The 11,786-nt window shown below is 67.7% G+C and carries 11 protein-coding genes; 8 read left to right on the top strand and 3 right to left on the bottom strand.

Annotation, left to right across the window (positions count from 1 at the left end; all coding sequences use genetic code 11):
- A partial coding sequence (locus ABW16_RS12140) for a cellulase family glycosylhydrolase (RefSeq protein ID WP_047319400.1) occupies positions 1–1,746 on the top strand: 1,746 nt, incomplete at its 5' end.
- Between the two features lie 6 nt (positions 1,747–1,752).
- On the opposite strand, the gene ABW16_RS12135 is transcribed toward ABW16_RS12140, so the two are convergent.
- Positions 1,753–2,418, bottom strand: a complete 666-nt coding sequence (locus tag ABW16_RS12135; protein ID WP_047319399.1) for an ACT domain-containing protein — start codon at positions 2,416–2,418, stop codon at positions 1,753–1,755.
- A gap of 112 nt (positions 2,419–2,530) precedes the next feature.
- Here ABW16_RS12135 and gatC point away from each other — a divergent pair, with 112 nt between their 5' ends.
- From gatC to ABW16_RS12115, 4 genes are all read left to right on the top strand, one after another.
- Complete coding sequence (gene gatC / locus ABW16_RS12130; RefSeq protein ID WP_047319398.1) at positions 2,531–2,830, top strand: Asp-tRNA(Asn)/Glu-tRNA(Gln) amidotransferase subunit GatC; 300 nt, start codon at positions 2,531–2,533, stop codon at positions 2,828–2,830.
- Entirely contained in the window at positions 2,827–4,308 is a 1,482-nt protein-coding gene (gene gatA / locus ABW16_RS12125; RefSeq protein ID WP_047319397.1) for an Asp-tRNA(Asn)/Glu-tRNA(Gln) amidotransferase subunit GatA, read from the top strand. The genes gatC and gatA overlap by 4 nt, the downstream gene beginning before the upstream one ends.
- Positions 4,309–4,410: 102 nt before the next feature.
- On the top strand, positions 4,411–5,442 hold the full coding sequence (locus tag ABW16_RS12120) for an ATP-dependent 6-phosphofructokinase (protein ID WP_047319443.1): 1,032 nt from the start codon (positions 4,411–4,413) through the stop codon (positions 5,440–5,442).
- A 67-nt stretch (positions 5,443–5,509) separates the two neighbouring features.
- Complete coding sequence (locus tag ABW16_RS12115; RefSeq protein ID WP_233424753.1) at positions 5,510–5,881, top strand: hypothetical protein; 372 nt, start codon at positions 5,510–5,512, stop codon at positions 5,879–5,881.
- Between the two features lie 35 nt (positions 5,882–5,916).
- Here ABW16_RS12115 and ABW16_RS12110 read toward each other — a convergent pair whose 3' ends face one another.
- Positions 5,917–6,303, bottom strand: coding sequence for a DUF2237 family protein (locus tag ABW16_RS12110; RefSeq protein WP_047319395.1), 387 nt, complete (start codon positions 6,301–6,303; stop codon positions 5,917–5,919).
- A gap of 37 nt (positions 6,304–6,340) precedes the next feature.
- Between ABW16_RS12110 and tenA the strand changes: the two genes are divergently transcribed.
- The 3 genes from tenA (at position 6,341) to ABW16_RS12095 (ending at position 10,662) form a co-directional block, all read left to right on the top strand.
- Positions 6,341–7,009 carry a thiaminase II gene (tenA, locus tag ABW16_RS12105; protein WP_047319394.1) on the top strand — a complete coding sequence of 223 codons (669 nt, stop codon included), beginning with the start codon at positions 6,341–6,343 and terminating at the stop codon, positions 7,007–7,009.
- Positions 7,010–7,047: 38 nt separating this feature from the next.
- The gene (gene gatB / locus ABW16_RS12100) at positions 7,048–8,553 is read left to right on the top strand and encodes an Asp-tRNA(Asn)/Glu-tRNA(Gln) amidotransferase subunit GatB (protein ID WP_047319393.1); all 1,506 of its coding nucleotides are present in this window, start codon (positions 7,048–7,050) and stop codon (positions 8,551–8,553) included.
- 480 nt (positions 8,554–9,033) lie between these two features.
- Positions 9,034–10,662 carry a TIGR03767 family metallophosphoesterase gene (locus ABW16_RS12095; protein ID WP_047319392.1) on the top strand — a complete coding sequence of 543 codons (1,629 nt, stop codon included), beginning with the start codon at positions 9,034–9,036 and terminating at the stop codon, positions 10,660–10,662.
- A gap of 60 nt (positions 10,663–10,722) precedes the next feature.
- Here ABW16_RS12095 and gjpA read toward each other — a convergent pair whose 3' ends face one another.
- Positions 10,723–11,757, bottom strand: a complete 1,035-nt coding sequence (gene gjpA / locus ABW16_RS12090) for an outer membrane porin GjpA (RefSeq protein WP_047319391.1) — start codon at positions 11,755–11,757, stop codon at positions 10,723–10,725.
- Between the last annotated feature and the right edge of the window lie 29 nt (positions 11,758–11,786).

The raw sequence follows: 11,786 nt of genomic DNA, 5'->3' as shown, positions 1-11,786 counted from the left end.
GCCGGGGGCTCGGGCGGCTGGCTGCTCGGTATCGGCGGCGCCGGTGGTGCGGGCGGTGATGCGGCCGGGGGAATCGGCGGCATGGGTGGCCACGGCGGTGATGGCGGGTGGCTGTTCGGTGTCGGCGGCCAGGGCGGCGCCGGCGGCCCGGGCGGTGACGGCGGGCACGGTGGTGACGGCGGCAGCGCCACCGGGCTATTGGGCAGTGGCGGTGCCGGCGGCGACGCCGGTGACAGCGGCATAGGCGCCGGCCCCACCGGGTTGCCCGCCCTGGGCGGGGCCGGTGGCAACGGCAGCATGCTCGGCAGCCACGGCATGGTCGGCCACTACGGCACCGGCACCCCGCTGGGCACCGGCGCCGGCTTCTCGACAGCCGGCTCCTGGATCACCGACGGTGACGGGCGGGTCGTCATCCTGCACGGTTTGGACCACACCAACAAGCTGCCGCCCTACGAGCTGTCGGCCGACGGTTTCGGCGACGACGACGCAGCGTTCCTGGCCGCCAACGGCTTCAACAGCGTTCAGCTGGGCCTCATCTGGGCCGCGGTCGAACCCGAGCCCGGGGTCTTCGACTATGGCTACCTGGCTTCGATCGCCCAGACCGTGCAGACGCTGTCGGCTCACGGCATCTCCAGCGTCATCTACCTGCACCAAGACCTCTACGGCACCGCGTTCGGGGGCGAAGGGGCGCCGGAATGGGCGGTGCAAACCGGCGGGCTGCCCAACCTGGACGTCGGATTCCCGTGGAGCTACTTCGTCAACCCCGCGCAGAACCACGCTTGGGATGCGTTCTGGACCAACTCCCAGGCACCCGATGGGACCGGGTTGGAGAACCACTACGCGCAGATGCTCCAAGTCGTCGCGAACTACTTCAAAGACGACCCCGGAGTAGTCGCCTTCGGTGTGGCTGCCGAACCGCATGCGGGATCACAGTGGCTCTCAAGCGCGTTCGGCAACCCGTTCTTCGATTCCCAGATGCTGACCCCGTTCTACGACCAGGCGATCTCGGCAATCCGGTCGGTCGACCCATACACACCGGTATTCGTGCAACCGAGCGTTCTGGCCAATTTGGGGTTCCCCACCAATTTGGGCGAGGTGAACGATTCCCACATCATCTATTCGTTCGACCACTTCTGCCCGTCCATAGACTTCTTCGGCGTCGACCTCTTCTGCGACCTGTTCGCCGACATGGCGATGGCGAACGCTGCGGCTTACGCAGACGTGCACGATGTCCCAGCGCATATCGGCGGGTTCGGGGCCACCGACAATCTCGGCGCTCACACCGATCTGTTGCAGGCAGCGGCGCGGTACCAGTACGGCTGGGCGACGTGGGTCTACTCGGGCCAGAACGACATCACCACCACCGCATCGTCACGCGAGGCCGAGTCTCTGGTGTACGACACCAACCTCCCCCCGGTCGGCGGCAATGTCGATGCCGGCAAGCTTGCGGTGCTCGCCGAGCCTTACCCACAGGCGGTGGCCGGCACCCCCAATTCCTGGTCGTTCGATCACGGCACCTTCCAGCTCAGCTACGCCACCGCCCGGGCCGACGGCGTGGGCAGCTTCGCCGCGGGCGCCGAGACCAACATCTCGGTGCCTCCCGTCCAATACCCGAACGGCTACCAGGTCGTCGTCACCGGCGGACACGTCATCTCGGCTCCCAACGCTCCCGTCCTGGTCATCGCCTCGGACGCCGGCGCCACCACCGTCAACGTGACCGTGACTGCTGTGCCGGCAGCGGGGTGAAACGGTTCAGCGCAGCAGCGTCGCCACGATCCCGGCCAGATAGCCCAGCCGGACCACTTCGGCGGGCAGGAAAGCCGGACCTCCGGTGCGGCCCAGCACCACGGCGGTGCGCGGGTTGCCGAGTGGCGCGGCAGCCAGGGCGACATCCATGTCCCGCCACACCGCTGGCACCCAGCCGGCGGTGTTGTCCAGGGCGGTCGCGCGCTCGATCGGCAGCCACGGCACGGCGCTGACCTGGGTCTCCGGGATGCCTGGACTGCCGGCGAGCCGGCGGAACTCGCCGGCCGACCCCTCGGCGCGCAGCACTGCGCACCAGCTGACTCGCAGCACCCGGGGTGCTTCGTCGGCCAGCTTCTGCAACTTGGCGCTGCGGTCACCGGCCGCCGCCACGTGGTCGATGAGCTCGAGTTCGCGATGCGCATCCAGCAAGCCGGTGTGCGGGCGGACACTGTGCACCCGAACACCGGGCAGCCGCTCGGCGGCCGTGATCAGCACATCGGGCATCGATCCTTGCGGCAGATCGACCACCAGGTCATCGATCGCCGAACCGCTTCCGCGTTCCACAACGTCCAAAGACAAGATGTCGGCGCCCACTGAGCCCAGCCCCACGGCCAGCGACCCCAGGCTGCCGGGGCGGTCGTCGAGTTCGACGCGCAGCAGATAGGAAGGCATGCGCAACTTTCCCACAGCTCTGCCCGAGCCGCCGAAGGTGAGGCTGGGTTCCCGCGCGCTACCGCACGCTGGCTTCACGCCCGACGCGAGCGGACGACTAGGCTTTGCACCCGTGTCCCAGATCTCCCGTGACGACGTAGCGCACCTGGCCCGGTTGGCTCGGCTGGCGCTGACCGACGCCGAGTTGGACGGTTTCGCCGGCCAGCTCGATGCGATCCTGACCCATGTCAGCACGATTCAGGCTGTCGACGTCACCGGCGTCGAGGCGACCGACAACCCGCTCAAGGACGTCAACGTCACCCGGCCGGACGAGATCGTGACCGGCCTGACCCAGCAGCAGGCGCTCGCGGCCGCGCCCCGCGCCGAAGACGGCCGCTTCGCGGTTCCGCAGATCCTGGGGGAGAGCCAGTGAGTGAGCTGATCCGCTCCGACGCGGCCACCCTGGCGGCCAAGATCGCGGCCCGCGAGGTGTCCTCGGTTGAGGTCACCCGCGCCCATCTCGACCAGATCGCGGCCACCGACGACCGGTACGGGGCGTTCCTGCACGTCGGCGCCGACGAAGCCCTGGCCGCAGCCGAGGCCGCCGACAAGGCGATCGCCGCCGGGGAGGCGCCGTCGGCGCTGGCCGGGGTGCCGCTGGCCCTCAAGGACGTGTTCACCACCATCGACGCCCCGACCACCTGCGGATCGAAGATCCTGGAAGGCTGGCGGGCTCCCTACGACGCGACCGTCACCGCGCGGCTGCGCGCCGCCGGCATCCCGATCCTGGGCAAGACCAACATGGACGAGTTCGCGATGGGCTCGTCGACGGAGAACTCCGCTTACGGTCCGACCCGCAACCCCTGGGACGTCGAGCGGGTGCCGGGTGGTTCCGGCGGCGGCAGTGCCGCGGCGTTGGCGGCGTTCCAGGCGCCACTGGCGATCGGCACCGACACCGGCGGCTCGATTCGCCAGCCGGCCGCGCTGACCGCCACCGTCGGCGTGAAACCCACCTACGGCACCGTGAGCCGCTACGGGCTGGTGGCATGCGCGTCGTCGCTGGACCAGGGCGGGCCGTGTGCGCGCACCGTGGCCGACACCGCGCTGCTGCATTCGGTGATCGCCGGGCATGACCCGCGCGACTCCACGTCGATCAAGGCGCCGGTGCCCGACGTCGTCGCCGCCGCCAAAGCCGGTGCGGCCGCGGACCTGTCCGGGGTGCGGATCGGCGTGGTGCGCCAGCTGCACAGCGGCGAGGGTTACCAGCCGGGTGTGCTGGCGTCGTTCAACGCCGCCGTCGAACAGTTGACGGCGCTGGGCGCGCAGATCTCCGAAGTGGACTGTCCCCACTTCGACTACTCGCTGTCCGCCTACTACCTGATCCTGCCCTCGGAGGTGTCGAGCAACCTGGCCCGCTTCGACGCGATGCGCTTCGGGCTGCGGGTCGGCGACGACGGCACCCACAGCGCCGAGGAGGTGATGGCGCTGACCCGTGCGGCCGGCTTCGGCCCGGAGGTCAAGCGCCGCATCATGCTCGGCACCTACGCGCTGTCGGCCGGCTACTACGACGCCTACTACAACCAGGCGCAGAAGGTGCGCACCCTGATCGCCCGTGACCTCGACGCGGCGTATGAGTCCGTCGACGTGCTGATCTCGCCGACCACGCCCACCACGGCGTTCCGGCTGGGGGAGAAGGTCGACGACCCGCTGGCGATGTACCTGTTCGACCTGTGCACGCTGCCGCTGAACCTGGCCGGGCACTGCGGCATGTCGGTGCCGTCCGGGCTGTCCGGCGACGACGGGCTGCCGGTGGGTCTGCAGATCATGGCGCCCGCGCTGGCCGATGACCGGCTGTATCGGGTGGGCGCGGCCTACGAGGCCGCCCGCGGGGAGCTGCCGACCGCGATCTGACTCGACGCCGCAGCCGCCCAGCGTGCGATTTCATACGCGACTCGCCGACGATCACGTATGAAATCGCACACTCGCGCCCTGCGCGTCGGCAAGATGGGTCTCATGCGGATCGGAGTGCTCACCGGCGGCGGCGACTGCCCGGGACTGAACGCGGTGATCAGGGCGGTGGTGCGCACCTGCGACTCCCGCTACGGCTCCACGGTGGTCGGTTTCCAAGACGGCTGGCGCGGTCTGCTGGAGAACCGGCGCGTCCAGTTGGCCAACGACGACCGCAACGACCGGCTGCTGGCCAAGGGTGGCACCATGCTCGGCACCGCCCGGGTGAACCCGGACAAGCTGCGCGCCGGCCTGGATCAGGTGAAGGCGACGCTCGACGACAACGGCATCGACGTGCTCATCCCGATCGGCGGGGAGGGCACCTTGACCGCGGCGCACTGGCTGTCGGAGGAGAACGTCCCGGTGGTCGGGGTGCCCAAAACCATCGACAACGACATCGACTGCACCGACGTCACTTTCGGCCACGACACCGCGCTGCAGGTTGCCACCGACGCCATCGACCGGCTGCACTCCACCGCCGAATCTCACCAGCGGGTGATGCTGGTCGAGGTGATGGGCCGCCACGCCGGCTGGATCGCGCTCAACGCCGGCCTGGCCACCGGTGCGCACATGACACTGATACCCGAGCAGCCCTTCGACGTCGAAGAGGTGTGCCGGCTGGTCAAGCAGCGCTTTCAGCACGGGTCGTCGCACTTCATCTGTGTCGTCGCCGAAGGCGCCAAACCGGCTGCCGGCTCCATGGAGCTGCGGGCCGGCGGCGTCGACGAGTTCGGCCACGAGCGGTTCACCGGCGTTGCCGCCCAGCTGGCCGTCGAAATCGAAAGGCGCGTCAAGAAAGAAGTCCGCACCACGGTGCTGGGGCATGTGCAGCGTGGCGGCACCCCGACCGCCTACGATCGGGTGCTCGCGACCCGGTTCGGCGTCAACGCCGCCGATGCCGCCCACGCCGGCGAATACGGCATGATGGTGTCGCTGCGCGGCCAGGAGATCGGTAGGGTGGCGTTGGCCGACGCGGTCCGACAGCTCAAAGTGGTGCCGCAGAGCCGCTACGATGACGCGGCGGCATTCTTCGGCTAGCTCGCGTGCGGCGTGACAATCTCGCGAAATGGCCCCACAATGGTGAGGTTGTGACTTCTGTTGCCCAATGGACGAAGGCTGGGGGTGGGGTATGGGAAAGATGGCGTTGTCTGCCGCGGTGCTGTGCGGTCTGCCGATGGGATTGGTGCTGTCTCTGCCGGCCCACGCCAGTGGAGACCAGATAGGTGATTACGTCGCCGACCACGGCGGTGATGTCTGCGCGTTGATCAACGGCCAGCCGAATCTGGCCGGAGTCAAGCATGCGGTCGATCACATCTTGGCGACCAGTGGTCTGCCGGAGGATCAGACCGGGCGACTGCTGGCCGGATCGGTGGTGGCGGGCTGTCCCGAAGACGGCCCGCTGGTTGAGGAATTCGTCTTGTACGTCAAGCGGCGTCAGCAGCAGCAGGCCGGCGGCGCCACCATGGCCGGGGCCTAATTTAGCCCGCGCGTTCGGCGAACAGCGATCGCACGTCAGAGGTCGCCCGGGTCGTCGGGTACGTCGACGGCATAGTCCGCCAGCACCTCCAGGCTGACCACCTCCAGAGTGCGTTCATGGGTGGCAGCCAGCACCACGGGCGCGGCGCAGCCGTCGCGGTGCGCCCGCAGCCAGTTCAGCGCGGTGACGCACCAGCGATCGCCTGGCGTCAGCCCCGGGAACCGGTAGGCCGGCATCGGTGTGGACAGGTCGTTGCCGATCGAGCGTTGGTGTGCCAGGAATTCGCCGGTGACGACGGCGCAAATCGTGTGCAGTCCAATGTCCTCGGGCCCCGACGAGCAACAGCCGTCACGGTAGAAGCCGGTAATCGGATCGCTGCCGCACGGCTCCAGTGGGCCGCCCAGCACGTTGCGGTCGGGCATGGGGCTCAGTCTAGGGCGGCGTCACCTACCGTGAGGTATGACCGAGCGGAACCGTGAGCGGCTGTGGGCGCACATCGACGGCATCTACCAGCAGATCTGCGAGCACCCCTTCGTCACCGGGTTAACCAAGGGATCCTTGGGGCGCAACCAGTTTCGCCACTATCTTGTCCAGGACGCGCACTACCTGCGCGGTTATGCGCGGGCCTTGGCGAGCTGCGCGGCCAGGGCGCCGATCGAGTCGGAGCTGACGATGTTCGCCGAGCACGCCGGCGTGGCGATCGCCGCCGAAGCGGAGCTGCATGCCGGCCTGCTGGCGGATCTGGGGCTCGACGTCGAAGCTGCCGCGGCACTGCCGATCACCCCCACGACCCAGGCCTACACCAGCTACCTGCTGGCGGTGACGGCATCCGGCTCTTACGCCGAAGCCGTGGCCGCCGTGCTGCCCTGCTACTGGGTGTACGCCCGGGTGGGCGAGCATCTGCAGCGCCACGGCTCGCCGGAGCCACTGTTCCAGCGCTGGATCGACACCTACGCGGGCCAGGAGTACCAGTCGGTGGTCGAGGCGGTGCTTGCCGTCACCGACCGGATCGGTGCACACGTGTCGGTATCGGAGTGGGAGCTGATGCGCCGGCATCTCCATACCTCTGCGCGTTACGAATGGATGTTCTTCGACGCCGCGTACCGGCTGGAGGACTGGCCGGTGTGACCAAGCCTGGCCAACGGGGTCACCTAGACTTTGCTCCCATGACCGCTGCTGTCGCCGAACTGCTCGACTACGACGACGTCGTCGCCCGCTTCGACCCGGTACTGGGCCTGGAAGTGCACGTCGAGCTGTCCACGGCCACCAAGATGTTCTGCGGATGCTCGACGGCCTTCGGCGCCGAGCCGAACACCCAGGTGTGTCCGGTGTGTCTGGGCCTGCCCGGTTCGCTGCCGGTGCTCAACGCCACCGCGGTCGAATCGGCGATCCGGATCGGGCTGGCGCTCAACTGCGACATCGCCTCCTGGTGCCGGTTCGCCCGGAAGAACTACTTCTATCCCGACCAGCCCAAGAACTACCAGATCTCCCAGTACGACGAGCCGATCGCATTCAACGGCTACCTCGATGTGCCGCTGGAGGACGGCTCGGTGTGGCGGGTGGACATCGAACGCGCCCACATGGAGGAGGACACCGGCAAGCTCACCCACGTGGGCAGCGACACCGGCCGCATCGAGGGCGCCAGCGAATCCCTGGTCGACTACAACCGGGCCGGCGTGCCGCTGATCGAGATCGTCACCAAACCGATCACCGGCGCCGGTGAACGTGCCCCGCAGATCGCCCGGGCCTATGTGACCGCGCTGCGGGATCTGCTGCGGGCGTTGGACGTTTCCGACGTGCGGATGGACCAGGGGTCGATGCGCTGCGACGCCAATGTGTCGCTGATGCCCACCGGGGCAGCCGAGTTCGGCACCCGGACCGAGACCAAGAACGTCAACTCGCTCAAGAGTGTCGAGGTGGCGGTCAGTTACGAGATGCGGCGCCAGGGCGCGGTGTTGACCGGTGGCGGCACCGTCGTTCAGGAGACCCGGCACTTCCACGAGGCCGGCTACACCAGCCCGGGCCGGGCCAAGGAGACCGCGGAGGACTACCGCTACTTTCCCGAACCCGATCTGGAGCCGGTGGCGCCGTCGGCGGAGCTGGTCGCTGAGCTTCGGGAGACCATCCCGGAACTGCCGTGGCTGGCCCGCAGGAAGATCCAGGAGCAGTGGGGCGTCTCCGACGAGGTGATGCGTGACCTGGTCAACGCGGGCGCGGTTGAGTTGGTGGCCGCCACCGTGTCGGCCGGAGCCTCCAGTGAGGCGGCCCGCGCCTGGTGGGGAAACTTCCTGGTGCAGAAGGCCAACGAGGCCGGCGTCGAACTGGATGCCCTGTCGATCACGCCGAAGCAGGTCGCCGCAGTGGTGGCGCTGGTGGAATCCGGTGAGCTGTCCAACAAGCTGGCCCGGCAGGTGGTCGAAGGGGTGCTCGCCGGCGAGGGGGAGCCCGCCCAGGTGATGGCCGACCGGGGCCTGGTCGTGGTGCGGGACGACTCGGTGATCCAGGCGGCGATCGACGAGGCACTGGCCGCCAATCCCGATGTGGCCGAGAAGATTCGGGGCGGCAAGGTGCAGGCCGCCGGCGCCATTGTCGGCGCGGTGATGAAAGCCACCAAGGGTCAGGCCGACGCCGCCCGGGTGCGTGAACTGGTGCTGGCCGCCTGCGGCGGGTAGTCCTTCGCTGCCTCAGCCGGCGGTGGCGCCGCGAGTTTGCGGCAGGTGGCGAGAGCCCTGGTGGTCACGGTGGTCGAATATGAACTGCAGCCACCGAAAGTCGATCAACATTGCGCGGTCATCCTTTTCGCTCGTCGGGCTGCTATGCGGCGGCGGTGACGTTCTGCGGTGAGTCACTGCTATCGACCCGTTGAAACCCAAGGTAAGGCCGATATTTAAGGCGTCCGAGCGGAGTCAGTAATACTTCTGTGAGAACTGATCGGTGTGGTGGCGCTGACCTGTCTCGCGGTAGTTAATCACCGGACGGAAACGGGGCGGGGCCGAGCGGGCCTCAAACCTGAGACAAAACCATTACTCCTGTGGCTGTTTTCTTGGTGATTTCATAGCGTTTCGCGTCATGCGCTTTATCGTGTCGCGACCGCGGATGAATCCGGTGCCGGTGTAGTGAGCCTGTCCCGTCGTAGTTTTCTCCAGGCCGGAATGGCCGCCGCTGCCGCCGTCGCAGGCATGGGTGGTTCCCGTCTGGCGCATGCCGAACCGGCGGCACTGCTGGCCTCGAATCCCACCGGCACCACTCTGGATGTGGTCAGCACGCCGGGTATAGCCCAGGCGGGCGGCTACCGGCCCCTGGTCGCCGGCAGCGGGTGGCCGCTGTACATACGCCAGGAACTGGCCACCGCGGGCCCCGCGCGCGAGATGGCCCGCACCGCGTTGACGGCATTCGTACAGGTCACCGATCTGCACCTCACCGACGCCCAGAGCCCGGCCCGGTTCGAGTTCGTCCACCCCTTTGTCTCCTCGGCCTACCGGCCGCATGAGACCCTGACTACCCAGGGTGCGGTCTCGCTGGTCAAGCAACTCAACGCGCTGCCCGGCGGTCCCTTCACCGGGCGGCCATTCGACTGCTTGGTCTCCACCGGAGACAACACCGACAACAAAGAGCTGATCGAACTCGACTGGTTTCTGACGGTGATGTCCGGCGGGCCGATCGTCCCCAACACCGGCGCGCCCGGTCGCTATGAAGGGGTGCAGGCGCACGGCTCGTCGGACTACTGGCTGGCCGAGTCCCCCTACTGGGACAGCTACAAGGCCAAGGGATTTCAGCAGATTCCCGGATTCCTGTCTGCCGCGATCTCCCCGCACACCAGCCCCGGTCTGCGCATGCCCTGGTATTCAGTGGTCGGCAATCACGACGAGCAGTTTCTCGGCACGGTCCCCAACGGCCTGCTGGAATGGATGTACACCTCGCCGATCAAATTCGACCTGCCGCATACCGATCCCTCGGCGATCGCCATCGCGAAAGCGCTGTGCGCCGATCCCTCGCAGCTCGTCCCGATCCTGCTGCAGCTCAAGTCGGGCGGCCCCTTCCTGCCCGCAACCGTGGATCAGCGGCGTATGCCATTTACGTTGAGCCAGTACGTTCGTCGGCACTTCGAGCCCGCCATCACCGGTCCCGGACCGGTCGGCCATGGCTTCATCGATCCAGACGGGCCCACCTGGTACACCTTTCAGGTTGCGCCCGGGGTGCTCGGTGTCGCGATGAACACCACCAACGACCTCGGCCTGTCGGCCGGCTCGATCAACGAAAGTCAGTTGCGGTTCGTCCTCGAGCAGATCGACGCGCACCCAGACCAGCTGGTGATTCTGTTCAGCCACCACACTTCGCGAACCATGAACGTCGGCCTGCCGGATCCGAATCATCCGGGCGAGAAGCTCTATACGGGTGCGTCGCTCGTTGCGGCACTGCTGGAGCGGCCGAACGTGATCGCGTGGGTGAACGGGCACACCCACACCAACGAGATGATCCCCCACAAGGGCGCCACCCCGAAGCAGAGCTTCTGGGAGATCAACACGGCCAGCCACATCGACTACCCGCAGCTGGCCAGGATCATCGAGGTCACCGACAACCATGACGGCACGCTGAGTCTGTTCACCCCGCTGGTCGAGGCCCAGGCGCCGTTCACCGCGGATCCCAGCGACCTCACTCCGACCGGTCTGGCCAGCCTGTATCGCGAGCTGTCCTATAACGATCTGCACCGCAAGGATGCCCGCCTCGGCGCCGTGGCGGATCGAAACTGCGAGTTGCTGCTGGCCCATCCGTTGCACTGACGGCAACGCGAAAGTGGCCCCCTTCGCAGGCGAAGGGGGCCACTTCGATATTGACGGGTTTTACACCGAGATGCCAAAGATGTCGCTCACCAGCGAGGCCATCGCGTCGGCCTGGTCGCCCAGCGGGCTGCCAACACCGTCCCAGCCGAGCGACATGGCGATGATCTCCTGCAGGCTTTGCCACGCGCCCAGCATGCCTACGCCTTGTCCCTCAATCACCAGTGGGAAGCCCATGAGACCAGTGGTGAGTCCCAGACCGTTGATGATCGAGCCGCCGATACCAGGGGAGCTGCCGTCGGAGACCTCGTTGATGAAGCCCTCGACGTCGGTGCCGGTGACGCCGGGCGACAGCAGCCCGCCGAAGGTGTAGCTGAGCGCGGTGACGTCCAGGTCCGCCGGCAACAGGCCGGCCTCGGTCAGGGTGGGCAGCAGCGCGTCCAAATTCAGGGTGGCGCCGTTGAGGAGACCACCGACGATGTTGGCGGGGATGTTGACGACGTCCTGCAGGGCCGCCGCAAAGTCCGGGTTCTCGCCGGACAGAGCGTTGCTGATGTCGCCGACGCTGTTGCCCAGCGCCACCAGCGGCGCGATCGACGGGCCCAGCGCACCGATCAGCACCCCGCTGAGCGGTGACGCCAGGAAGGAGAGGATCGGCGTGAGCTGGTCGGTGGTGAGGGGGAAGTCGTCGGGCATGTACTGCGGCATCACCAGCGTGATCAGTGCCTGCAGTGCGTCGTTGCTCAGCAGCAGGGGTGAGATCGGCAGGTCGGTCGCCATGTTGGGCTGCACAACCGCGTCGATGACGGCCTGCGGGTCGATCGACGTGCCATTCATCAAGTCGGCGATCAGCTGCTGGGCGGCGACGCCCGGCACGGCGGACATGCTGTCCCACAGCGTGGTGGCGTTGTCCTTGGCGGTGGCGAACACGTCCTGCCATGCGCCGAACGGGTCGAAGTCAGCGGTCAGGGCCACCGTGGCTGAGTGCGTGGCGGTCAGGCCGGGCAGCGGAACGGCGACCGGGGTGGCGGCGACGGCGCCGGCGCCGATAAGCGCGACGCCTGCTGCGACCCACGGAGCGGGGGCAAAGTGTTGCATTGGTCTCCTAGTTACGTAAGCGTGACGGC

The sequence above is a fragment of the Mycolicibacter heraklionensis genome, from assembly GCF_001021505.1.
In the GTDB taxonomy this organism is placed as follows: Bacteria; Actinomycetota; Actinomycetes; order Mycobacteriales; family Mycobacteriaceae; genus Mycobacterium; species Mycobacterium heraklionense.
Note: the sequence above shows the minus strand (reverse complement) of the source record. Positions and strands in the feature narration are given on the sequence as shown.

What these genes read in the sequence shown, in the direction of transcription:
- ABW16_RS12135 (WP_047319399.1), bottom strand. Translation starts at nt 2,418, where the DNA reads ATGCCTTCCTATCTGCTGCGCGTCGAACTCGACGACCGCCCCGGCAGC.
- ABW16_RS12120 (WP_047319443.1), top strand. Translation starts at nt 4,411, where the DNA reads ATGCGGATCGGAGTGCTCACCGGCGGCGGCGACTGCCCGGGACTGAAC.
- ABW16_RS12115 (WP_233424753.1), top strand. Translation starts at nt 5,510, where the DNA reads ATGGACGAAGGCTGGGGGTGGGGTATGGGAAAGATGGCGTTGTCTGCC.
- ABW16_RS12110 (WP_047319395.1), bottom strand. Translation starts at nt 6,303, where the DNA reads ATGCCCGACCGCAACGTGCTGGGCGGCCCACTGGAGCCGTGCGGCAGC.
- tenA (WP_047319394.1), top strand. Translation starts at nt 6,341, where the DNA reads ATGACCGAGCGGAACCGTGAGCGGCTGTGGGCGCACATCGACGGCATC.
- gatB (WP_047319393.1), top strand. Translation starts at nt 7,048, where the DNA reads ATGACCGCTGCTGTCGCCGAACTGCTCGACTACGACGACGTCGTCGCC.
- ABW16_RS12095 (WP_047319392.1), top strand. Translation starts at nt 9,034, where the DNA reads ATGGCCGCCGCTGCCGCCGTCGCAGGCATGGGTGGTTCCCGTCTGGCG.
- gjpA (WP_047319391.1), bottom strand. Translation starts at nt 11,757, where the DNA reads ATGCAACACTTTGCCCCCGCTCCGTGGGTCGCAGCAGGCGTCGCGCTT.